A 21,939-nucleotide genomic window follows, 5' to 3' on the forward strand; every position below is an offset into this window, starting at 1 on the left:
GTTCGGCGGATTTGTCCAGTCCGTCCCGTACAAATAATTTTTTTACGACACTATAAAAAAGTTTTAACGTGCTGCACTAGTTTCCAATTGTTTGCGGTATATTCATAAAACGCTACAAAAAAGACACTAGATGTTATCCAAAACGCTTGACTCGGATTGGTAACAAATGGAAATCTCCAGCACCATCATCACACTGCAACCCGGGATGTACATCCTGCGCCACCCCAAAGGCGGGCTGGCGCCCCTGGGCATCGCGCGCGGCCCCGGCAACGGCGGCGGCCGGATGGAAACCCTGGGCACGCCCGCCACCCACGGCGCGGTCCTGCGCGACGGCGCCGATTGCATCGTGGTGCATGTCAGCGAAGCGCCGGTCGAACTGCTGGTCAGCGCTTTCCTCGTCAACAAGAACGACCCGGTGCCGGCGCTGCGGCTGGATCGGGTCGGCCTGGATGGGCAAGCGGCCACGCCGCCCGCCCCCGCCCGAACCCCGGCCGCGGCCGGCGCCAACGCCATCCAGATCGGCCCCAGCGGCATCTCGCTGATCGGCCACATCGAACGGCAGGGCGACGCCGTGGCGGCGCCCGGCGAGCGGCTGGGCGACCCCGCCGGCGAACTGCGCCTCGAAGGATTCCAGGTCATGTGGCCGGACCGGCCGGAAGGCGTGGAGCTGGCCTACGGCGCGGCGGTCGAGGGCGGCGGCGCGCTGCCGATCGTCAAATCCGGCAAGTTCTGCGGCACCCGCAACGCCGCCAGGCGCATCACCGAAGTCACCTTCGCCCTGATCGGCCCGCGCGCCGCGCAGTTCCGCCTCGAAGGCGAAGCCCATTTCAGCGGCGGCTTCCGGCTGCCGGTACAGACCGCGACGCCGTTGAGCGGGCCGTCCGGGCTGGAGCACCTGACCGCGCTCAGCCTGCGCGCCGTGCCGGCCACGCCGCCGGCGCCGGGCCAGAACCCGTGGGACGACGCCGCCCACACGCACGTATTCAAGGCCGCGCCGGCCGCAAAACGGCGCAAAAACAGCAGCATCGTCGCACCGGAAACGGCGGAAAGCCAACCGTAGAAGTACAGCATCCGGTTCAATGGAATAGCTTGGCAACTACAGGAGAGCACCATGTATGAATCAGACACCAGCACCGTCACCACTGCATTGCAAAGCAGTAGCACCGCGGTGTTCACCGACGACACCATCAGCAAGATCCTGGCCCTGACCACGGTCGACAACGCCACCGTGCGCTTCGATACGGTCACGCCGGACGCCAGCGGCGTGGTGACCGTGGCCTCAGGCGCCGAAGTGGTGCTGATCTCCTCGTCGGACACCACGCAGACCACCCTCACGCCGCCGAGCAACGCCCCGGTCGTGATCTTCCAGGGCAAGGGCGGCGTGATCACCACGCTCAACGACGGCCCCACCACGGTACCGGCGCATGCCGCCGGCATCACCGACCGCGTCGTGGTCGGTTCGTCCGGCAACGACAGCATCGTCATCAGCGACAACAAGAACACCCTGCTGACGCTCGGCACCGGCAACAGCACCGTGATCGCCGGCGCCGGCTCGGACACGGTGGTGGCCGGACTGGGCAACAGCACCATCGCCGGCGGCACCGGCCACGCCATCGTCGACATGGCCGGCAACGCCTCCGACTACACGGTCAGCGTGTCCGGCGGCCATGCGGTGGTGACGCAGAACGACAGCGGCCTGGTCACCGACATCAGCAAGATCCAGTTCGTCCAGCTCGACGACGGCGAATCGCTGGTGTTTGCCAAGGACAGCACGCAGGCCGCCGTCAGCACGCTGTACTCGGCCGCCTTCGGGCGCGATGCGGACGGTGGCGGCATCAAGTTCTACTTCGATGCCGCCAACCAGGGTGTGTCGCTGAAGCAAATCGCCGAGTTCTTCCTCAGTTCGCCGGAATACCAGGCGATGGCGGCGCAGACCGACGCCCAGTTCATCAGCAACTTGTACCAGAACACCTTCGCCCGCGCCGGCGACGCCGACGGCGTGGCGTTCTGGACCAATGCGCTGGCGAACGGCTTGTCGCGCGCGGACCTGCTGATGAACTTTGTCAGCGTGGCCGCGCACAACCTGGATGGTGTGCTGCACACCGAGGCCACCGTGGTCGGCACGGTCACCATCGTCCACAACATCGTCTGAGCGTGACGGCAGCAGCGGGGACGCACTCCCCCTTGCCGCTGGAGTTCGGCGTGCCGCGCAGGCGCGCCGATTTCCTGCTGGAGCAGGCGGTCTCGGCCTTCAAGGCCGGCCGCCCCGGCGACGCCCTGCTGGCGGCGGAATCCGCCTGCCGCCTATTGCCCACCGAAGCCTTGCCGGCGCTGCTGCGCGCCACCATCGTGCAAGCCGCGCGGCCGGCGCTTGCCGCCGCCGCCTGGCACCAGGCCTGGTGCCGCGCGCCGCTGGACGCCCGGCTGCAGGACGGCCTGCTGCAGGCCTGGCTGGCGCAGGGCGACACCGCCCGGGTCGCCGCGCTGGGACCGGCGCTGCTGCCGGCGCGCTGCCGCGACGGCAGCCACGCCAGCCTGCTGTCGGCGCTGCAAGCCGCCGCCGCCGCGCCGCCCGGCGCCTGCTGGAAAGCGGGCGACGTCATCGAGGGCCTGCTGTTCGGCGGGCCGCAGACCTTGCACCTGCAGGACGAACTGACCCAGGCCCGCTACCAGCTCACGCTGCCGGCCGGCCGCTTCCGCGTGGTGCCGCCGCAGCCGGACGGCGTGTGGTCGCTGGCCACGGCGGCGGCGCCCCTGCCGGGCTCGCCGCTGGCGTTCGCCGCGCCGGGAGCGGCCGCCGCGCCGGCCGCCGCGCGCGACGCGGCGCTGGCCGTGGTGATCCCGGTGTACCGCGGCCTGGCCTCGGTGCAGGCCTGCCTCGCCAGCGTGCTGGCCAGCCTGCCGCACAACCGCGCGGCGGCCGCCGTGCTGGTGATCGACGACGGCAGCCCGGAAGCGGCGCTGTCGGCCTGGCTCGACAGCCTGGCCGCCGCCGGCCGCATCACACTGCTGCGCAACCGCCACAACCTTGGCTTCATAGAAAGCGTCAACCGCGCGCTGCGCCTGCCGGGCAGCCACGACGTCCTGCTGCTGAACGCCGACACGCTGGTGCACGGCGACTGGATCGACCGCCTGCTGACGGCGCTGTACAGCGCGGACGACATCGCCGCCGTCACGCCGTGGTCCAACAACGGCGAGATCAGCAGCTTCCCCAGCATCGGCGTGGCGGCGCCGGCGCCCGGCCCGGCCGGCTTGCGCCGGCTCGACGCCGCCGCCGCCGCGCTGCGCCGTGGCGGGATGGGCGCCGACATCGAACTGCCGGCCTGTTGCGGCTTCGCCATGCTGATGCGGCGCGCCGCGCTCGACGCGGTCGGCGTGCTGGACGGCGTCGGCCTGCAGCGCGGCTACGGCGAGGAAGTCGACTGGTGCCTGCGCGCGCGCGCCGCCGGCTACCGCCACCTGGCGGCGACCGGCGTCTACGTGGCCCATGCGGGCGGCGTCTCGTTCGGCGACGAAAAAAAACTGCGGGTGCGCCAGAACCGCGCCGTGCTGCTGGCGCGCTACCCCGATTACTACCCGGACTACCAGCGCTTCCTGCGCGACGACCCGCTGGCCGGTCCGCGCCAGCGCCTGCGCGCCCGCCTGGCGCCCGCCGGCGCCGCCCAGCCGGCGCGCGGGCGCCGTCCGGCCGCCGCCGACACGCCGCTGCCGTCCGGCTGCCGCCGCATCGCGGTCTGGCGCCACCGCCACGGCGCGGCCCATGCCGCGCAGCTGCTGCGGCTGGCGCGCCTGATCGCCGCGCCGCGGCTGCTGGTCATCGGCGACGCCAGCGAAGCGCTGTGGCGCACCGGCGTGGTCGACCTGTTGCCGCCCGCGCCGGACCCGGCGGCGCCGGCGGATGACGCCGCGCCGCAGGCGGCGGCGCTGCTGGACGATCAGGCGCTACTGGACCTGGTCGGCTGCGCCGTGGTGTTGGCCGAGGACGGCGCCGCCGCGCCGGCCGGCCGGCCCGCGGTCCGCCTCGACGCCGGTTTCGACGCCGGCGCCTGGCTGGCCGCCTGGCTGGCCGAGCCCGTCCACGGGGAGCGCCGCGCATGAATCAACCCCGCACGCCGGCCGCCGTCCTCCACGGCACGCGCGCCGCCGGCAAGGCCGGCGCGCGGCGCTGGCTGGGCCGGCTGGAAGGCGTGCAAGGCGAGCTGCTGTACGGCTGGGCGCTCGACCGGCGCGACACGCAGGCGCGCGTGGTGCTGGAGGTCCTGCTCGACGGCGAAGCGATCGCCGCCACGGTGGCCGATGTGGCGCGTCCCGACCTGGCCGCGCAGCTGGACGGCGCCGACCCCTGCCACGGTTTCGTGGCCGACCTTGGGGCGCTGGACGGCGCCGCGCGCGGCATGCTGACGGTGCGCGTCGCCAACACCGCCGTCGTGCTGCCCGGCCACGCCGATCATGCGCCGCCGCCGGCCGCCCAGGGCGGCACGGCCGGCGGCGTCTACGGCGACGGCGGCCTGCGCCTGCACGGTTGGTCGCGCCATCCCTACCTGCCGCAAACCCAGACCGTGCAAGCGTTTGTCGGCGCCCTCCTGGTGGCCGGCGCGCGCGCCGACCGGTTCTACCCGCACCTGCGCGGCCAGGCCGCCGAGCGCCACGGCTTCCAGCTGGAACTGCCGGTCGAGCTGGCCGACGGCAAGCCCCACAGCGTGCGCGTGGTCGACCAGGACGGCGTGCCGCTCAACGGCAGCCCGGTCACCGTCTGCTGCCATGCGTCCGGCCTGCGCGCGCTGTTGCCGCCGGACCAGCCGGCGCTGCTGACCGACGTGATCCAGGGATACGAACGGCTGCTGCCGCGCGGCCTCGGCCTAGCCGGGTACCGGCAGTGGACGGCGCTGTGCGCCGCGCCCGGCGCGCCCGGCCCGGCCCGGCCCGGCCCCGCGCCGTCGGTGGCCATCATCGTCAGCGGCCCCGGCGACGACCAGGCCTACGCGCACAGCGCGGCCAGCCTGGCGGCGCGGCCCGGGCAGGCGCTGCGCGTGTACGCCGCCGGCCCGGGCCGCGCCCTGCCGACCTTCGCGGCCGCGCTGCGCGCCGCGCTGGACGACGGCAATCAGGTGCTCGGCTGCGTGCAGGCCGGCGACGCGCTGGCGCCGCAGGCGCTGGCCTGGGCGCTGGACGGCCTGGCCCTGCCCGGCGCGCAACTGGTGTATGCCGACAGCGAATGCGACGGCCGGCCATGGTTCAAACCGGCCTGGAATCCCGAGTACGCGCTGGCCAGCGACTATCCGCTGGACGGCATGCTGATGCGCGCCGACGCGGTGCGCGCCGCCGGCGCGCAGGCGGCGGCCGATCCGGCGGCGCTGGCCTGGCAAGTGCTGGCCGGCCTGTGGCGGGACGGCGCCGAGGCCATCGTCCATGTGCCGCGCGTGCTGTACCAACGCCGCCGGCCGCCCGACGCCGGGCAGCGGCAAGCCCGCCACGCCGCCGCCGCCGCCGCGCTGCAGCGCATCGCGCCCGGCAGCACGCTGGCGCCGCTGGCGCCCCCGGCCGATGCCGGCTACGCCGCGCGCCGCGTGCGGCACCCGCTGCCGGCCGCCCTGCCGGCCGTCAGCCTGATCATTCCGACCCGCGACCACGGCGACCTGCTGCAGCGCTGCATCGACAGCATCGAGCGCCACACGGCGTGGCCGGCGCTGGAGCTGATCGTGGTCGACAACGGCTCGGTGCAGCCGGCCAGCCGGCGCTACCTGCGCGCGCTGGCCAGGCGCGGCGTGACCGTGCTGGCGCGGCCGGGGCCGTTCAACTACGCCGCCCTCAACAACGATGCGGTGGCGCTGGCGCGCGGCGAGATCGTCGGCCTGCTCAACAACGATGTCGAGGCGCTGCACGACGGCTGGCTCGAGGAGCTGCTGGCCGCGCTGCTGCAGCCGGGCGTGGTGGCGGCCGGCGCCAAGCTGCTGTGGCCGAACGGCATGGTGCAGCACGGCGGCGTGGTGCTCGGCCTCGGCAACCTGGCCGGCCACTACGGCAACCACCTGGCCGACGCCGACTGGGGCGACCACGGCCGCAACCAGCTCAGCCAGCGGGTCAGCGCCGTGACGGCCGCCTGCATGCTGCTGCGCAAGCGCGACTACCTGGCCGCCGGCGGCATGGACGCGCAAGCGTTCCCGGTGGCCTTCAACGACGTCGACCTGTGCCTGAAGCTGCAGCGCGGCGGCGGGCGCATCGTCTGGACCCCGCACGCGCGCCTGCTGCACGCCGAATCGGCCAGCCGCGGCCACGACACCACGCCGGCCCAGCGCCAGCGCCTGCTGCGCGAATCCGAGCGGCTGCGCCGGCGCTGGCAGGCGGCGCTGCTGGACGACCGCGCCTACCATCCCAGCCTGAGCCTGGACCTGCGCAGCGCGCTGTTCAGCGGGCTGGCGCTGCCGCCGCGGCCGCGCGCCCCGCGCCGCGCCGGCCTGCCCGCCGCAGAGGATTGAGCCATGCCGCCGCGCGCCGCCGACACCCTTGCCGTACCAAACGCCGCCGCCCGCCAGCTGCTGCACGTCGGCTGCGGCCCGCGCGGCAACCGGCGCCTGCCGGCCTGCTTCGGCCCGCCGCAGTGGCGCGAGATCCGGCTCGACATCGACGCCGCCGTGGCGCCCGACATCGTCGCCAGCATCAGCGACCTGCACATGGTGGCCGACGCCAGCATCGACGCCGTGTTTTCCTCGCACAACCTGGAGCACCTCGAAGGCCATCAGGTGCCGCGCGCGCTGGCCGAGTTCCGCCGCGTGCTCAAGCCCGACGGCTACGCGCTGATCACGCTGCCCGACCTGCGCGCGGTGGCGCTGCAGATCGCCGCCGGCCGCCTCGACGAGCCGCTGTACCAGTCGGCCGCCGGCCCGATCAGCGCGCTCGACATCGTGTTCGGCCACCAGGCCTCGCTGGCCGCCGGCAACGGCTACATGGCGCACCGCACCGGCTTCACCGCCGCCACGCTGGGGCGCAGCCTGCTGGCGGCCGGCTTCCACGAAGTGCGGGTGCACGAGGGCCGGCACTGGGACCTGTGGGCCGTGGCCAGCATGCCGGCCGCCGGCGCCGCCGTGTTTGACGAGCTGGCCGGGGTGACGCAATGAAGATCCTGTTCGTGCACCAGAACTTCCCCGGCCAGTTCCTGCACCTGGCGGCCGACCTGGGGCGCGATCCGGCGCACCAGGTGGTGGCGCTGGGCCGCTACCAGCAGCCGGTGCCGGCTGGCGTCACGCTGCGCACCTACCGCATGCTGCGCCCGGCCGCGGCCGACACCCATCCGCTGCTGCAGCACCAGGAAGGCCAGGTGCTGCACGCCGAGGCCGCCGCCGCCGCCGCACTGCAGCTGCAGCGCGAGGGCTACACGCCGGACGTCATCGTGGCCCACCCCGGCTGGGGCGAGGCGCTGTTCCTGAAGGACGTGTTCCCGCGCGCGCGCCTGCTGATCTACTGCGAGTACTACTACGCGCTCGAAGGCCAGGACGTCGGCTTCGACCCGGCGCTGCCGGCGCTCAGCTTCGCCGAACGCTGCCGCCTGCGCCTGCGCAACAGCACCAACCTGCTCAGCCTGGAGCTGGCCGACGCCGCCGTCTCGCCGACGCAGTGGCAGCGCAACACCTACCCGGCCTGGGCGCGCGAACGCATCAGCGTGATCCACGACGGCATCGACAGCGCGCGCCTGCGCCACGACCCGGACGCGCGACTGGAACTGCGGCGCGACGGCCGCGCGCTGCAGTTCCAGCCGGGCGACGAGGTGATCAGCTACGTGGCGCGCAACCTGGAGCCGGTGCGCGGCTTCCAGGTGTTCATGCGCATGCTGCCCGAGGTGCTGCGGCGGCGGCCGCGGGCGCACGCGGTGATTGTCGGCGGCAGCGAACCCGGCTACGGCAGCCTGGCGCCCGGCGGCGGCAGCTGGAAGGAGCACCTACTGGCCGAGGTCGGCCCCCGCCTCGACATGGCGCGCGTCCACCTGGTCGGCAACATCGGCTACGCGCAATACCTGCAGCTGCTCAGCGTCAGCCGCGTGCACGCCTACTGGACCGTGCCGTTCGTGCTGTCCTGGTCCTTCCTCGAGGCGGCCGCCAGCGGCGTGCCGCTGGTGGCCTCGGCCACCGCGCCGGTGCTGGAGTTCGCCGGCCGCCTCGGCATCGAGACGCGCGGCTTTTTCGACCAGGACGGCTACGCCGACGCCATCGCCGCGCATTGCGCGGCCGGCCCCGGCGCGCCGCGGCCGCCGCGCGTGCTGCCGGAAATCGAACTGCGCCATTGCCTGGCGCGGCAGCGCCAGTGGCTGGGCGCGGCCGCATGAGCCATCGCCCCTTGACCATCCCTATCGCAGCAGGAGACCGCATGGAACCGATCAGCCTTTCCTCCCCCGCCGGCCCGGACGGCGACGCCCGCGCGCGCACCATCCGCGGCCAGATCGACAGCATCGGCCCGGACGGCGTCAGCGGCTGGTGCCTGGACCTGGACAGCCCGCAGGAACCGCTGGCGCTGGAATTCCGCATCGGCGGCCAGGTCGCCGGCTTCACCAGCTGCACGCTGCCGCGCCCGGACCTGACGCTGCCCGGCGCCGCCGGCCTGCACTGCGGCTTCCACTGGCCGCTGCCCAAGCACCTGCCGCCGTTCGGCCTCGACACGCTCGAAGCCCATGTGTTTGAAACCACGCTGCGCCTGCCGCGCGCGGCGACGGCGGCCGCGGCCGGCGCGCCGGCCAGCCCGGCCCCGTCGGCCGGCCGGCGCGGCGACCTGATCACGCTGGACCTGGCCGAAGCGGGCGGCTTCAGCGGCTGGCTGCGCTGCGCCGACCCGGCGCTGGCGCTGACCATCGAGCTGCATATCGACGGCCAGCCGCAGCCGGCCTGCGCCGCCAACCAATTCCGCCCCGACGTGCTGGAGGCCGGCATCGATCCGGGCACCCACGGCTTCCACCTGGCCGCGCCCGACCTGCTGTTCGACGGCCAGCCGCACCGGCTGCTGCTGCGGGTGCCGGAGCTCGACGCGCAACTGGCGCTGCCCGAGCACGGCCTGCCGTTCCAGCGCTACGACGGCGGCAGCTTCCGGGTCCGCAACGGCATCCTGTACGGCTGGATCGATCCGGCCGGACTGCCGGGCGGCGTCGCCGAGCTGCGCGTCGACGACGGCGGGCGCAACCTGGGCAAGATGCCGGTCGAGCTCGGCGCGCTGCAGGGCGACGCCTTCAACTTCAAGTTCGAGCTGCCGTACACGCTCGACGACGGCGCCGACCACGCGCTGGCGGTCAACCTGCGCGGCACCCGCCAGCGGCTGCGGGCCCAGGGCGGCGGCGTCTCGCTGGCGTGGCGCCAGGCGGTCTGCGGCCGCGTCGAGCAGCTCGACGGCCACGCCATCACCGGCTGGGTCTACGACACCAACGCGCCGGCCGACAGCCTGGTTGTCGGCCTGTACGACGGCGAGCAGCTGCTGTGCCAGGCCCGCTCGCTGCAACCGCGGCGCGACGTCAACCAGCTGTTCCAGATCGACGGCGTGCACGGCTTCCACCTGCCGTTCCCGGCCGCGCTGTACGACGGCCAGGCGCGCCACATCGCGGTGCGCGCCGGCGGCGCCACGCTGCACCTCAAGCTGGAGCACGACGTGCCGCTGCAGCTCAAGCCCGAGCAGCTGGCGGCGATCGCGCCCGAGGAGCGCTACCAGGGCTTTGTCGAGCAGGCCAACAGCGGCATGGTCATGGGCTGGGCCTGGGACCGCAAGCAGCCGGCCCGGCCGGTGCACGTGGCGGTGTATGTCGACCATGAGCTGGTGCAGGTGGTGCAGGCCAACCGCTTCAGCGCCCGCCTGCGCAACGACAACCGGCACGGCCACCATGTGTTCCTGGTGCGCCTGCCGACCCGGCTGATGAACGGCGCCAAGCGCCGGCTGCGGGTGGTCATCGTCGAGGGCGACCTCGAACTCAAGCACGACTACGGCGCGCTGCTGTTCCCGCTGGTCGACCATTTCGGCCGCCAGCTCGCGCCGCCGGCGGACGGCCACTACCGCCATGCGGTGCCGGACCGCCTGTGGCATGGCAGCGGCCAGGCGCCGGCGCCGGAGCGGCCGGCCGCCGGCGACGCGCCGCTGCTGTCGGTGATCGCGTTGAACTGGAACGGCGCCGCCATCCTGCGCGACTTCCTCGACTCGATGACGCGGGTGCAATGGCAGCATCCGTACGAGCTGCTGCTGGTCGACCACGGCTCCAGCGACGACAGCCTGGCGGTGGCGGCCGAATACGCGCAGCGGCTGCCATTGCGGGTGCTGGCGCGCGGCGTCAACTTCTCGTTCTCGTCCTCCAACAACCACGCGGCCGCGCTGGCGCGCGGCCGCTACCTGGTGTTCGCCAACAACGACCTGGTGATGCTGCACGATTGCCTGGCGCCGATGCTGGCGCGGCTGGCCGACCCGGCGGTCGGCGCGGTCGGCCTCAAGCTGCTCGAACCGCTGGCCGACGGCGCCGGCGCCTGGCGCTACATCACCCACCACCAGGGCGTGCAGTTCAAGACCGACGTCCTCGGCGCCCAGGGCCAGCGCTACTACGCGCCGATGGAGCTGGGCGAACAGCCGGGCGCCGACCTGGCCGGCTGCTACGACCTGCCGATCGCCACCGGCGCGCTGCTGATGTGCCGCGCGGCCGACTTCCAGGCCGTCGGCGGCTTCCATGAAGGCTATGTGTACGGCATGGAGGACGTCGACCTGTGCCTGACGCTGCGCGCCCGGCTGGGCAAGGCGGTGCTGTGCGAGACCGCCGCGGTGGCGCTGCACAACCGCAGCGCCACGCGCGACTCCAAGATCCTCACCGGCACCCAGCAGAAAATGTATACGGCCCAGCTGCACAGCAACAACCGCAAGCTGTACGTCGAGCGCCACGGGCGCCGCCTGACGCGCACCATCCTGCGCGCGCTGGTCGACGGCGACACGCTGTGGCGGCCGACGCCGCTGCGCGTGACGATCGCCGTCACCGCCACCGCGATCAGCACCCCGGCCGGCGACTTCTTCACCGCGCTGGAATTCGGCGAGGCGCTGCACCGCCTGTACGGCTGGGAAGTGATGTTCGCCGCGATGCCGACCCACCAGCTGCCCGGCACCGACGTGCTGGTCGTCATGCGCCACGACTATGCGATCGAGAAGGTCAGCGACGCCAATCCCGGCCTGGTGACGGTGGCCTGGATCCGCAACCGCGTCGACCAGTGGCTGGCGGCGCCGCAGTTCGCGTCCTACCAGCTGGTGTTCGCGTCGTCGCAGAAGGCGCTCGACCATGTCAAGGCGGTCAGCGGCGTGGCCGGCACGCTGCTGCCGATCGCCGCCAACGCCAGCCGCTTCCGGCCGCAGCCGGCCGTCGCCGAGCACGCCAGCGACGTCACCTTCACCGGCAGCTACTGGGGCGCCGAGCGCGAGGCCATCGGCCTGCAGGACCTGGCGCGCGAGCGCTACCGCTTCGCCATCTACGGCCACGGCTGGCAAGACCGGCCCGACTGGCGCCAGCACTGGCGCGGCGCCGTGCCGTACGCGGCGCTGCCGCAGATCTATTGCTCGGCCAAGGTCGTGCTGGACGACTCGCATCCGGTCACGCGCGACTGGAACTCGCTCAACTCGCGCGTGTTCGACGCCCTCGCCAGCGGCCGCCTGGTGCTGACCAACTGCCGCGGCGGCGCCGACGAGCTGTTCCCCGGCCTGCTGCCGGCCTTCGACACCGACGCCGAGCTGCAGGCGCTGCTCAGGCATTACCTCGAGCACGACGCCGAGCGCGAGGCGCTGGCCGCGCGCCTGCACCAGGAGGTGCTGACCCGGCACACCTACGACCAGCGCGCCGCCACCTTCCGCCGGCGCCTGCAGGACATGCTCGACACCACGCTGCGCTTCGCCATCAAGATCGGCGTGCCCGACATGGCGCAGCGCCATCAATGGGGCGACTACCATTTCGCGCTGGGCATCAAGCGCGCGCTGGAGGCGCGCGGCCACCATGCCCGCATCGACATCCTGCCCGACTGGTACAACGGCCTGACCGCCGGCGACGACGTGGTGCTGGTGCTGCGCGGCCTGTCGGCCTACCAGCCGCAGCCGACCGCCATCAACCTGGCCTGGCTGATCAGCCATCCGGACGAGGTCGCCGTGACCGAGCTGCAGCGCTACCACCACGTGTTCGTCGCCTCGGACAGCTTTGCCGCCTGGCTCGGCACGCGCATGGGCGACCAGGTCAGCCCGCTGCTGCAGTGCACCGACCCGGCGCTGTTCCACCCGGAACTGGACCCGCAGCTGCAGGTGCCGGAGGTGATTTTCGTCGGCAACTCGCGCCGCCAGCTGCGCGAGGTGGTACAGTATGCGCTGGCCGGCGGCGTCGATTTCAGCGTCTACGGCGGCCAGTGGGAAGGCATCCTGCCGCCCGACAAGGTGCGCCAGGACTATGTCGAGAACGCGCGGCTGCGCCATTACTATTCGGCCGCCCGCGTGGTGCTCAACGACCACTGGAGCGACATGCGCCAGCAGGGTTTCGTCAGCAACCGCCTGTTCGACGCCGGCGCCTGCGGCGCCACCATCGTCAGCGACGACATGCCGGCCTGCCGCGCGCTGTTCGGCGATGCGGTACATTACTACAGCACGCCGGACGATCTCGCGGCCGGCGTCGCCAGGTTGCGGAAGAGCAAGCAGAAAACCAGCAAGGAGGGCAAGCAATTGCGTGAATTGATCGTGGCCAAGCATACCTTCGGGCACCGCGTCGACGTCATCCTGCAAACGGTGGCGCGGCTGGCGCCGCTGGAGCCGCGCCCATGAGCGCGGCCCAGGACACGGCGGCGGCCGTACTGATCCCGCCACAGCCGCTGCGCTTCATGGGCGAGACCGAGGACAACTTCCTGCCGATCTCGGATGGCCTGGCGGCCAACGTGCTCAAGCGCATCGGCGGCGACCTGACGGCCGACCTGCTCGACGTCGGCTGCGGCTACGGCCGCCTGGCCTATGGCTTGCGCCGCGCCGGCTTCCGCGGCAGCTACCGCGGCTTCGACATCCTGCCCGAACATATCGACTGGCTGCGCCAGCACTTCGACGCGCCGCCGGACGGCGAGCGCTACCGCTTCGACTTCGTCAACGTCCACAACGCCCGCTACAACCCGGGCGGCCTGCCGTTCGAGGCGCTCGAGCTGCCGTACGCCGGGTGCAGCTTCGATTGCATCACCACCTTCTCGGTGTTTACCCATATGTACGAGGACGACGTGCGCCAGTACCTGCGCCGCATCGGCCAACTGCTGCGCGACGGCGGCAGCTGGATCGTCACCTTTTTCAGCCTGCCCGAAGGCTACTCGCTGGCGGCCCAGCACCATGCCATGCGCTATCCGCTGACCCAGCAGATCTCCGAGCACGCCTACATCCACAATCCGGCCGAGCCGCTGCACGTGATCGCCTACGAGGAAGCGTTCCTGCGCCGGCTGTTCGCGGCCGAAGGGTTGACGGTGGCCGCGCACCAGCCGGGCTCCTGGCTGGCCGATCCCCACCACGGCGAATTCCAGGACTGGTTCGTGCTGCGCAAGCAGGCCGCGGCCGTGCCGGTGCCGGCGCCGGCCACCATCGAGCCCGAGGCGCCGCCGCAGATCGTCTGCAACATCTGCGGCGGCGGCGCGTTCGGCCCCGGTCCGGCCGGCCGCATGAGCAGCACCGGCCTGCCGCCGCACTGCCGCCAGTGCGGCGCGCTGGAGCGCCACCGGCTGGTGCGCCACCTGTTCCAGGCGCTGCCGATCGGCTTCCTCGACTGGCGTCGCGCCCTGCAGTTCAGCCCCGACCAGGGCGCCCACCCGGGCTGGTTCCGCCAGCACGAAATCTCGGTCTACGGCGGCGAGAACAGCCTCGACATCCAGGCCATCGCCCGCGCCGACGGCAGCTACGATTTCATCACGCTGAGCCACGTGCTCGAGTGCATCCCGAACGACCTGGCCGCCTTCGACGAGCTGCACCGCGTGCTGTCGCCGCGCGGGCTGCTGCACATTTGCTTCGGCAGGCCGCTGTCGCGCGAGCGCAGCCAGGACTTCGAGCGCGGCGTCGACCGCTACGACAACCTCCACCTGTACGGCCGCGACGTCTACCAGCGCTTCGGCTGCGCGGCCAAGCAGATGGGCATGCTGGTGATCGAAGGCAGCGATCCCGTCACCGGCGCCCACGACGCGGTGCACCTGTTCGCCCGGCACGCGCCGGACATCGCGCTGCTGAGCGCCTGGCTGCGCGGCTGGAACGGCAGCCTGCGCATCGTCGACGAGGTCATGCCGTGAGCGGCCTGGCGCGGATGGCCGGCCATGGCCGATAGCCGCGCGCCCGCGCCGTGCTGCAATCTGTGCGGCGGCGCCGTCGACGGCGGCGCCGCGTGCGCCGTCTGCGGCGGCAGCGCGCTGGACCGCATGGCGCGCGACGGCTTGAGCGGCTTGCCGCTGGGCTTGCTCGACTGGCGCCAGGCCCGCCTGCCGGCCGCGCTGCCCGGCCTGAACCGCCAGTGGTTCCGGCCGGACGCCGGGTCCGGCGCGCCGGCGGACTTCATCGCCGCCGTGCTGGCGCCGGCCGCCACCGACGATGCCGCGGCAACGGCGCCGGCCGAGACGCTCCCGCTTGCCGCCGCCATGGCGGCGCTGTCGGCGCGCGGCGTCGCCTACTTCATCGGCGCGGCGGCCGACGGCGCGCCGCCGCGGCAGCGGCTGGACCTCATGCTGCAACGGCTGGCGGACCTGCCCATGGCCTGCAGCGTGCTGGCGTTCGACCAGCAGGATCCGTGCGGCGCGGCGCGCCGGCCCGGCTGGCTGCTGTTCCGCTCGGACCAGGACGCCGCGCTGTGGCTGCGGCACCTGCTGGCATGGAATCCCGCGCTGCAGCCGGCCAGCGGCGGCATCGCCGACCCCTTTGCGCCGCTGCGCGCCGAGCTGGCCGAGTGGCAGGCGGCGCGGGCCGACTGCACACTCTGGTGGCGCGACGACGACCTGGTCCGGTCCGGCGCGCCGCTGACGCGGCTGGCCGCCATGTCGCAGCGCTACCGGGCACCGGTGCTGATGGCGGTGATCCCGCAGCGGGCCGATCCGGCGCTGGCGCGCGACACCGCCGCGCTGCCGACGCTGTCGTTCTGCCAGCACGGCTGGGGCCACGTCAACCACGCGCCCGAGGGCGCGCCGAAAAGCGAATTCGGCGCCGAACGCGCGCCGGCCGTGGCGCGCGCCGAACTGGAGCGAGGCCATGCCCGCATGCGCGAGCTGTTCGGCGCGCGCTTCATGCCGGTCCTGGTGCCGCCCTGGAACAGCCTGGCCGATCCGCTGGTGGCGGCCTTGCCCGCCATCGGCCTGTACGGCCTGTCGCAATACTACGGCTTGCCGCACGCCGCCGCCGGCGGCGTGCAGCGGGTCGACACCCACATCGACATCGTCGACTGGCGCGTGAAGGCCGGCGTGCATGCGCCGGCTATGCTGGCCGAGCGGCTGGCGGCGATGCTGCGGGCGCGCCGCCACGGCGCGCTGGACGAGCCGGTCGGCATCCTCAGCCATCACTACGCGATGGCCGAGGGCAGCTGGCACTTCCTCGGCCAGCTGCACGCGGTGCTGGCGGAATTTTCCTGCGTGCGCTGGCTGTCGCCGCAGCAGGTGTTCGGCGACGCGCTGGCGCGCCAGCGGGCGGCATCATGCGCTGCCTGATCGTCGGCAACGCCAAGAGCGGCACCAGCGCGCTGCTGTACGCGGTGGCGCAGGCCATGGGCGGACAGCCGGCGCTGCACTTCGAAGTCCCCATCGCCGAGCTGGCGCAACTGCCGCCGCACGCCGCCGTCAAGCTGATCTTCGAGCACGAGCGCGCCGACCGCATCGCCGCCTTCGGCGCCGGCTTCGAGCGCCGCATCCTGCTGGTGCGCGACCCGCGCGACAACCTGATCAGCCGGCTGCTGTACCTGGTGGCGTCGCACCGCGTGCTGCTGGACGACCCGGCCTATCTGCGCGTCTATGCGATGCTGCTGCAGCGCAAGCAGCAGGCGCCGGGATCGGTCTCGCTGCGGCAGTTGCCGCCGCTGGGCGAGCCCTCGTGCTTCCTGGCCGACACCCTGGCCCACGGCGGGGCGCTGGCGTCGTTTGCCGCCGCCGCCGGCGACTGGTTCATCCTGCGCTACGAAGACCTGGTGGCGGGCCGGCTGCAGGCGCTGTCGGACTACCTGGGGCTGCCGGTGCGGGCCGGCGCCAGCGTCGATCCGCAATACCAGCGGGTGGCCCGCACCAAGGGCGCCGGCGACTGGCGCCACTGGTTCACCGCCGACGACGTGGCCTGGCTGCGCCCGCCGCTGGCGCCGCTGATGGCCGCGCTGGGCTATGCCGACGACTGGACGCTGGCGCCGGAACCGCGCATCGCCGCCGAGCACAGCTGGGAATATTTCGCGCGCCTGGTGCACGAACGGCGGCGCCACTACGGCCTGGCGCCGCTGGCGCTGCCGGCGCCGGACCAGCACGACGCCGGCAGCCGCTTGCGCCTCAGCAAGGGCGACATCATCAACCGCCTGATACGCTGCTTCGGTTTCACCAGCTACCTCGAATACAACAAGTTCGACGGCGCCACCTATTACGCCGACATCGTCTGCGACAGCAAGACCCTGGCCTACCTGCCGGAGCATTCCTATCTCGACGCGCGCAATTTGCCGCGCCTGCTGCGCCTGGCCGCGGACGTGCCGCCGCAGGACCTGCTGCCGCTGCCGCAGCTGCTGGAACGGCATGCCGGCCGGCGCTTCGACGTGATCTTCTTCGACCCGGTCCATGTGCGGCCCGACGTCGACCATGCGCTGCGCGCGCTGCCGGCGCTGCTCAATCCGGGCGGCGTGCTGGTGGTGCACGACTGCCATCCCGAGCGCGAGGAGCAGACCTCGCTGGCGCGCCGCCACGGCGCCTGGGTCGGCGAGACCTACAAGGCGTTCGCGCTGCTGCGCCACCACAACCGCGGCCGGGCGGTCACGGTGTCGGAGGACTTCGGCGTCGGCCTGGTCTGGAACGACGGCCTGGTGCTGGACTATCCGCTGGACGTCGACATCAGCTACCAGCAATACCGGGCGCAGCACCAGGAATATTCCGGCCTGATGAGCTACCAGCAATTCCTCGAGCGCAGCGCCGGCGGCGACATCGCGCGCGTGTTCGCGCAGGCGCCGGCGGCGCCGGCCCGCTTCATGCCCAGGCCGGCGCCGGCGCCGCACATGACGGCGCAGCTGTTCTGGCGCCAGCGCGACAACGACTTTAGCGAGGCGCGCGCGGCCAGCCTGTCCATCGCGCTGGACGGCAGCCTGCAGGAATTGCTGTTCACGCTGCCGGCGGCGGCCGGCATCGAGCAATTGCGCTTCGACATCGCCGACGGCGCGCTGGCCGCGCGCATCGCCGGCATGGAGCTGCGCAATCCCAGCGGCGCGCTGATGTGGTGCTGGGACGCCGCCGGGCACGCCGGCCAGGACTGGCGCAACGCCCGCTTCTGCCGCGCGGACGGCGCGCTGTACCTGATCGCCACCGGCGACGATCCGCAATTCCATCCGGCGCTGCCGGCCAGCATCCTGCGCCAGCTTGGCGCCGGCTGGAGCTTCAGCGTGCAGCTGGCGCCGCAGGCGCCGCTGGTGGGCCGGCTGCTGGCGGAGCTGGCGCGCGCGCAGGACGCCCGGTGCGGATAAGCGGCCATGCAAAAGATACTCTGCATCGGCCATAGCCATATGAACGCGCTCAGGGGCGTGGGCTCGCCGGACAACGATCTCGACTTCCTCTACTGCATGGAGGAGCAGGCCGACGGCAGCGTCCGATACCGCGCCCCCGGCGAATTCGCCGAGGTCGACGGCGGCCCGTACGCGCGCGTCTGCCTGTTTATCCGGGCCAGCAGGCACATCGTCCTCGGCCTGGTGAACCATCCCGGCGGGCCGTTTGATTTCCACCTGCCCGAGCAGCCGCAGCTGCCGCTGGTGGCGGACGCGACGCTCTACCCGTATGGCCTGCTGAAGGCCATCCTGCAGCGCCATATGCGCCAGGATTTCGCCGACCTGGCGGTTTTTCACGCCCAATTCAGGCAGCGGCCGCTGTATGTGATCGAACCGCCCGCTCCCAGCCCGCGCGATCACGTGCTGCGCCACCCGGCCGGCTTCGCGCAAGCGATCGCGCAACACGGGCTGGCGCCGGACCGCCTGCGCTACAAGTTCTGGCGCCTGCATACGCAACTGCTGCGGGAATATTGCGCCCGCTCCGGCATGCGCTTCGTGCCGGTGCCGCCGCAGTCCGTGGACCAGGACGGCATGCTGCGCCAGCAGTTTTGCCGCGACGACCCGACCCACGGCAACCTGCTGTATGGCAAGCTGATGATCCAGCAGTTGCACGCCCTGAACGAGACCGAGGCCGGCGCATGAAACAACATCCCTACAGCCAGTTGCCCAAGCACTGCTTCTGGAGCCGCGGCGTGGCCGACCAGGCCGGCGAGCTGCTCGATCCGATGACGGCGGCGCCGTTCCAGATCGGCCGGCAGGACAAGGTGGCGACGGCGGGCAGCTGCTTCGCCCAGCACATCGCGCGGCATTTGCGCGCGGCCGGCTTCCATTTCCTGGTGACCGAGGCGGCCAGCCCCATGGCCACGGAACAGGAGGCGTCGGCCTACAACTACGGCACCTTCAGCGCGCGCTACGGCAACCTGTATACCGCCCGCCAGTTGCTGCAGCTGTACCGCCGCGCCTACGGCCAGCTGGTCCCCGGGGACACGGTCTGGCGCGGCGCCGGGGGCGCGTACATCGACCCGTTCCGGCCCGCCATCCAGCCCGGCGGCTTCGCTTCGCGCGAAGAGCTGCTGGCCGACCGCGCGCAGCACCTGCGGGCGGTGCGCGCCGCGTTTGAAAGCCTGGACGTGCTGGTGTTGACGCTCGGCCTCACCGAGGCCTGGGAAGCGGCGGCGGACGGCGTGGTGTTTCCGCTGTGCCCGGCCGTGGTCGCCGACGATATCGACGCCGGCCGCTATCGCCTGCGCAATTTCCGCGTGGCCGAAGTGGTGGACGACATGCTGGCCTTCATCGACCTGCTGCGCGCCGTCAATCCCGGCGCCAGGATCGTCCTGACGGTGTCGCCCGTTCCGCTGGCCGCCACCGGCCACGCCGACCAGCACGTGCTGACCGCCACCACGTATTCGAAGTCGGTGCTGCGGGCGGCCTGCGGCGAAATCAGCGACGCCCGGCCGCTGGTGGCGTATATGCCATCCTACGAAATCATCACCGGCAGCCATGCGCGCGGCCGCTATTTCGCCGACGACCTGCGCTCCGTCACCGAGGCCGGCGTGCGCCACGTCATGCGCGTCTTCCTCCAGCATTTCGCCGGCCTGGCGGCGCTGCCGCCGACCGCCGCCGCGCTGGCGCTGGCGCCGCCGGCCGACGCGCACGCCGGCGCCATGCAGGAACTGGTCAAGGCCAATTGCGACGAAGAGGTGCTGCTGCAAGCGGCGCCCCGCCCGGCCGCGCCGGCGTGCAATCTGTGCGGCGGCCTGCGGTTCGGCCCCGGCCCGGCCGGCCGCATGGCGCAGAACGGCGACGCGCCGTGCTGCCTGCAGTGCGGCGCGCTGGAGCGGCACCGCAGCCTGGCCCGGGTGCTGCAGTCGCTGCCCGGCGACGCGCTGCGCTGGCGGCGGGCCTTGCTGGCGGGCGCGGAACAGGGGGCCGACCGGCGCTGGTTCGCGGCCTGCGACCAGGCGCCGCTGGAGGAGCTGGCGGGCAACCCCGCGATCGCCGCCGGCTACGATTTCATTTCGGTCGTGTATGGCCTGGAATTCGTCCGCCAGGACCGCGAACAATTCGACCTGCTGTACCGGATGCTGACGCCCAAGGGGCTGATGGCCATCTGCTTCATCGCCCCCGACGAGCGCGCCGCCACCGCGCGCGGCCTCAACGACGAAGGGCGGGCGCAGCAGCCCTACCAGTTGTACGGCGCCGACCTGGCCGAGCACTTCGGCTGCGGCGCCAAGGACCTGGCGACGGTGGCGGTCGACAGCGCCGATCCCTGCAGCGGCAGCGCGCAGCGGGTGCACCTGTTCTTCCGCGACCACGGCGAGGCCAGCGCCTACCTCGCCGCGTGCCGCTAGAGCAGGTTTTCGTCACAGACCGCGTCGACGCCGCGCCTGGTGTCGTGCGCCAAGCGCTGCGCCGCCGCGTCCGCATCGGCAAGCCCGGGCTGGCACGCCGCGCCGGCCTCCGGCTGCGCCGCCGCGTGCAGCAGGAACAGCCGCATGACGTGGGCCACGCCCTCCGCCGTCACCGAGCGCAGGTCGGGATCGAAGTAGCACCCGCGCGCCGCGCCGGCGGTGACGATTTCATAGGAAGGGAAATAGGCGACCCGCTCGTGCTCGCGCTCCAGCTGGTCGGCGGCCGCGCGCAGGATGGCCTTGGAGGCGGCGTTCGAGAGCAGCACGTGGCGCGGCGCCATGGTGGCCATCAGCGGCACCGGCGACACCGTCAGGATGATGCGCGCGCGCGGGTTCAGCGCCAGCAGGCGGTCGCGGAAGCGCCGCATGTCGTCCACCACCTCGGCCACCGACAGGTTGTCGAAGCAATAGCGCGACGGCTCGAACGCGCCGCCCGCCACGCCCGGGCACAGCGGGAACGCGGCGCCGTCGGCGCGCGCGCGCCAGTATTCGGTCAAGCCCAGCGTGAAGACAAACACGTCCAGCGTCTCGAACATGCGTCGCACCGCCCCCAGGTGGCCGGCGCGGTCGGCCTCCATTTCCTCCCGGCTGGCGAAACCGTCCGGCTCCACCGTGGGCCGGAACGGATCGAGATAGCCGCCGCCGGCGGCGCGCCAGCACGGCTCTTGCGGCGTGAATTCGCCCAGCGCGCGCAGCAACAGCTGCAGCAGCTGGCGCGAGGTGTAGACGTTGCCGTATCTGGCGGAAAACATGCCGTAGCCGAATTGCCGGTCGGTTTCAGCCGTCCCCAGCGGATGTCCAGGCTCGGCCACGTAATGCAGCAGGCCGCCGGCCGCCAGGTGGCGCGCGATATGCTGGGCAAAGCAGCTGCCCGCGCTGGCCACCTTGTCCGACGGCGCCAGCTTGAACTTGAAGTCGCCGACCGGATCGATCTCCGGCAGCGGGACATCGGCCACGCCGCGGCGCCAGTGCGCGGTCGCCGGCAACGCGCGGTAGGGATGGTCAGCCATGCGCCGGCTCCGCGGGCGCGTCCGTCCGCCTGATGCGCTGCGCCAGCTGGCGCAGCAGCAGCGCGCCGTAGTCGGCGTTGCCGTGCAGCGGGTCGAACCAGTACGGCGGCAGCAGAAAGCCGTCTTCATCCATCGCGTCCGGCGGACACGGCAGGAATCCGATGCCGAGCCGGTGGCACTCGGCGGCCACCAGCCCGCTGTGCAGGCGCCAGAGCTTGTAGCGCAGCGCGGGCGCGGCCACCCTGCGGCCCTGCGCGATCCATGGCTGGAACGATGCCGGCAGCAGGCGTTCGCAATAGCCGTTGTCGCTGATCGGCGGCGGGCTTTCCAGATGGCAGAGCGGCGCGCGGGTGGCGTTGGCCAGCGCCGCCAGCATGTCGAATTCGGCTTGCATCATGTGCCGCAGCGCCGCCCTGACGTAGCCGCAGGTCAGCAGCCGGGCGCCGTCGTCGAGCGCCAGCGCCGGCCGTTCGGGCAGCATGAAATCGAACGGCTGCGGATGGCGCATCAGGCCAAAGAAATGGTGGGTGTTGCCGCCGACCTGGGAAAACACCAGTTTGCCGCTGTCGGCCACCGCCCGCACCGTCGCCCGCAGGCCCGGGTCGAGCTGCGGCGCGCCGTCCTCATCGACGACGAAGCGGCGGCTCGGCACCGCCGACAGCATATGCAGCACCTGGACCGGACAGGGCAGCGCGGCGGGATCGCGCGCCAGCGCGCCGCGCACGGCGTTGACGTGGCTGAGGCCGACAATCTGGACCTGGCTGACGGCGGCGTCCAT

Annotated in this window: 14 protein-coding genes; 12 read left to right on the forward strand and 2 right to left on the reverse strand. The window is 72.4% G+C overall.

From position 1 onward, the window contains the following. Positions 1 to 166: 166 nt before the first annotated feature. From ACEN9F_RS11745 to ACEN9F_RS11800, 12 genes are read left to right on the forward strand one after another with little or no spacing between them, the layout of a single operon-like run. Positions 167 to 1,060, forward strand: a complete 894-nt coding sequence (locus ACEN9F_RS11745) for a hypothetical protein (protein ID WP_413420199.1) — start codon at positions 167 to 169, stop codon at positions 1,058 to 1,060. A gap of 51 nt (positions 1,061 to 1,111) precedes the next feature. After that, positions 1,112 to 2,152, forward strand: a complete 1,041-nt coding sequence (locus ACEN9F_RS11750; protein ID WP_413420200.1) for a DUF4214 domain-containing protein — start codon at positions 1,112 to 1,114, stop codon at positions 2,150 to 2,152. Positions 2,153 to 2,202: 50 nt separating this feature from the next. Then, positions 2,203 to 4,098 (forward strand): glycosyltransferase family 2 protein, encoded by a 1,896-nt coding sequence (locus ACEN9F_RS11755; RefSeq protein WP_413420201.1) that lies wholly within the window; start codon positions 2,203 to 2,205, stop codon positions 4,096 to 4,098. Next, positions 4,095 to 6,476, forward strand: a complete 2,382-nt coding sequence (locus tag ACEN9F_RS11760) for a glycosyltransferase family 2 protein (RefSeq protein WP_413420202.1) — start codon at positions 4,095 to 4,097, stop codon at positions 6,474 to 6,476. Before ACEN9F_RS11755 ends, ACEN9F_RS11760 begins: the two co-directional genes overlap by 4 nt. Positions 6,477 to 6,479: 3 nt before the next feature. Continuing rightward, positions 6,480 to 7,115 (forward strand): class I SAM-dependent methyltransferase, encoded by a 636-nt coding sequence (locus tag ACEN9F_RS11765; RefSeq protein ID WP_413420203.1) that lies wholly within the window; start codon positions 6,480 to 6,482, stop codon positions 7,113 to 7,115. Next, positions 7,112 to 8,317: a glycosyltransferase gene (locus tag ACEN9F_RS11770; protein WP_413420204.1), complete on the forward strand. Its 1,206-nt coding sequence runs from the start codon at positions 7,112 to 7,114 to the stop codon at positions 8,315 to 8,317. Before ACEN9F_RS11765 ends, ACEN9F_RS11770 begins: the two co-directional genes overlap by 4 nt. A 41-nt stretch (positions 8,318 to 8,358) precedes the next feature. Then, the gene (locus tag ACEN9F_RS11775) at positions 8,359 to 12,789 is read left to right on the forward strand and encodes a glycosyltransferase (RefSeq protein WP_413420205.1); all 4,431 of its coding nucleotides are present in this window, start codon (positions 8,359 to 8,361) and stop codon (positions 12,787 to 12,789) included. Beyond that, the gene (locus ACEN9F_RS11780) at positions 12,786 to 14,273 is read left to right on the forward strand and encodes a methyltransferase domain-containing protein (RefSeq protein WP_413420206.1); all 1,488 of its coding nucleotides are present in this window, start codon (positions 12,786 to 12,788) and stop codon (positions 14,271 to 14,273) included. Before ACEN9F_RS11775 ends, ACEN9F_RS11780 begins: the two co-directional genes overlap by 4 nt. 24 nt (positions 14,274 to 14,297) lie before the next feature. Beyond that, positions 14,298 to 15,671: a polysaccharide deacetylase family protein gene (locus ACEN9F_RS11785; RefSeq protein ID WP_413420207.1), complete on the forward strand. Its 1,374-nt coding sequence runs from the start codon at positions 14,298 to 14,300 to the stop codon at positions 15,669 to 15,671. After that, complete coding sequence (locus ACEN9F_RS11790; RefSeq protein ID WP_413420208.1) at positions 15,659 to 17,662, forward strand: class I SAM-dependent methyltransferase; 2,004 nt, start codon at positions 15,659 to 15,661, stop codon at positions 17,660 to 17,662. Before ACEN9F_RS11785 ends, ACEN9F_RS11790 begins: the two co-directional genes overlap by 13 nt. Positions 17,663 to 17,668: 6 nt before the next feature. Then, positions 17,669 to 18,382 carry a hypothetical protein gene (locus ACEN9F_RS11795; RefSeq protein WP_413420209.1) on the forward strand — a complete coding sequence of 238 codons (714 nt, stop codon included), beginning with the start codon at positions 17,669 to 17,671 and terminating at the stop codon, positions 18,380 to 18,382. Further along, the gene (locus ACEN9F_RS11800) at positions 18,379 to 20,091 is read left to right on the forward strand and encodes a GSCFA domain-containing protein (protein WP_413420210.1); all 1,713 of its coding nucleotides are present in this window, start codon (positions 18,379 to 18,381) and stop codon (positions 20,089 to 20,091) included. Before ACEN9F_RS11795 ends, ACEN9F_RS11800 begins: the two co-directional genes overlap by 4 nt. Here ACEN9F_RS11800 and ACEN9F_RS11805 read toward each other — a convergent pair. Continuing rightward, positions 20,088 to 21,161, reverse strand: coding sequence for a GSCFA domain-containing protein (locus tag ACEN9F_RS11805; RefSeq protein ID WP_413420211.1), 1,074 nt, complete (start codon positions 21,159 to 21,161; stop codon positions 20,088 to 20,090). The genes ACEN9F_RS11800 and ACEN9F_RS11805 overlap by 4 nt on opposite strands. Next, entirely contained in the window at positions 21,154 to 21,939 is a 786-nt protein-coding gene (locus ACEN9F_RS11810; RefSeq protein ID WP_413420212.1) for a hypothetical protein, read from the reverse strand. The genes ACEN9F_RS11805 and ACEN9F_RS11810 overlap by 8 nt, the downstream gene beginning before the upstream one ends.

Source organism: Duganella sp. CT11-25 (assembly GCF_047302815.1).
GTDB lineage: Bacteria > Pseudomonadota > Gammaproteobacteria > Burkholderiales > Burkholderiaceae_D > Rugamonas.

Coding starts and splice junctions, on each gene's coding strand:
- ACEN9F_RS11805 (WP_413420211.1), bottom strand. CDS start 21,161: ATGGCTGACCATCCCTACCGCGCGTTGCCGGCGACCGCGCACTGGCGC.
- ACEN9F_RS11795 (WP_413420209.1), top strand. CDS start 17,669: ATGCAAAAGATACTCTGCATCGGCCATAGCCATATGAACGCGCTCAGG.
- ACEN9F_RS11790 (WP_413420208.1), top strand. CDS start 15,659: ATGCGCTGCCTGATCGTCGGCAACGCCAAGAGCGGCACCAGCGCGCTG.
- ACEN9F_RS11810 (WP_413420212.1), bottom strand. CDS start 21,939: ATGGACGCCGCCGTCAGCCAGGTCCAGATTGTCGGCCTCAGCCACGTC.
- ACEN9F_RS11745 (WP_413420199.1), top strand. CDS start 167: ATGGAAATCTCCAGCACCATCATCACACTGCAACCCGGGATGTACATC.
- ACEN9F_RS11775 (WP_413420205.1), top strand. CDS start 8,359: ATGGAACCGATCAGCCTTTCCTCCCCCGCCGGCCCGGACGGCGACGCC.
- ACEN9F_RS11770 (WP_413420204.1), top strand. CDS start 7,112: ATGAAGATCCTGTTCGTGCACCAGAACTTCCCCGGCCAGTTCCTGCAC.
- ACEN9F_RS11765 (WP_413420203.1), top strand. CDS start 6,480: ATGCCGCCGCGCGCCGCCGACACCCTTGCCGTACCAAACGCCGCCGCC.
- ACEN9F_RS11785 (WP_413420207.1), top strand. CDS start 14,298: ATGGCCGATAGCCGCGCGCCCGCGCCGTGCTGCAATCTGTGCGGCGGC.
- ACEN9F_RS11800 (WP_413420210.1), top strand. CDS start 18,379: ATGAAACAACATCCCTACAGCCAGTTGCCCAAGCACTGCTTCTGGAGC.
- ACEN9F_RS11760 (WP_413420202.1), top strand. CDS start 4,095: ATGAATCAACCCCGCACGCCGGCCGCCGTCCTCCACGGCACGCGCGCC.
- ACEN9F_RS11750 (WP_413420200.1), top strand. CDS start 1,112: ATGTATGAATCAGACACCAGCACCGTCACCACTGCATTGCAAAGCAGT.
- ACEN9F_RS11780 (WP_413420206.1), top strand. CDS start 12,786: ATGAGCGCGGCCCAGGACACGGCGGCGGCCGTACTGATCCCGCCACAG.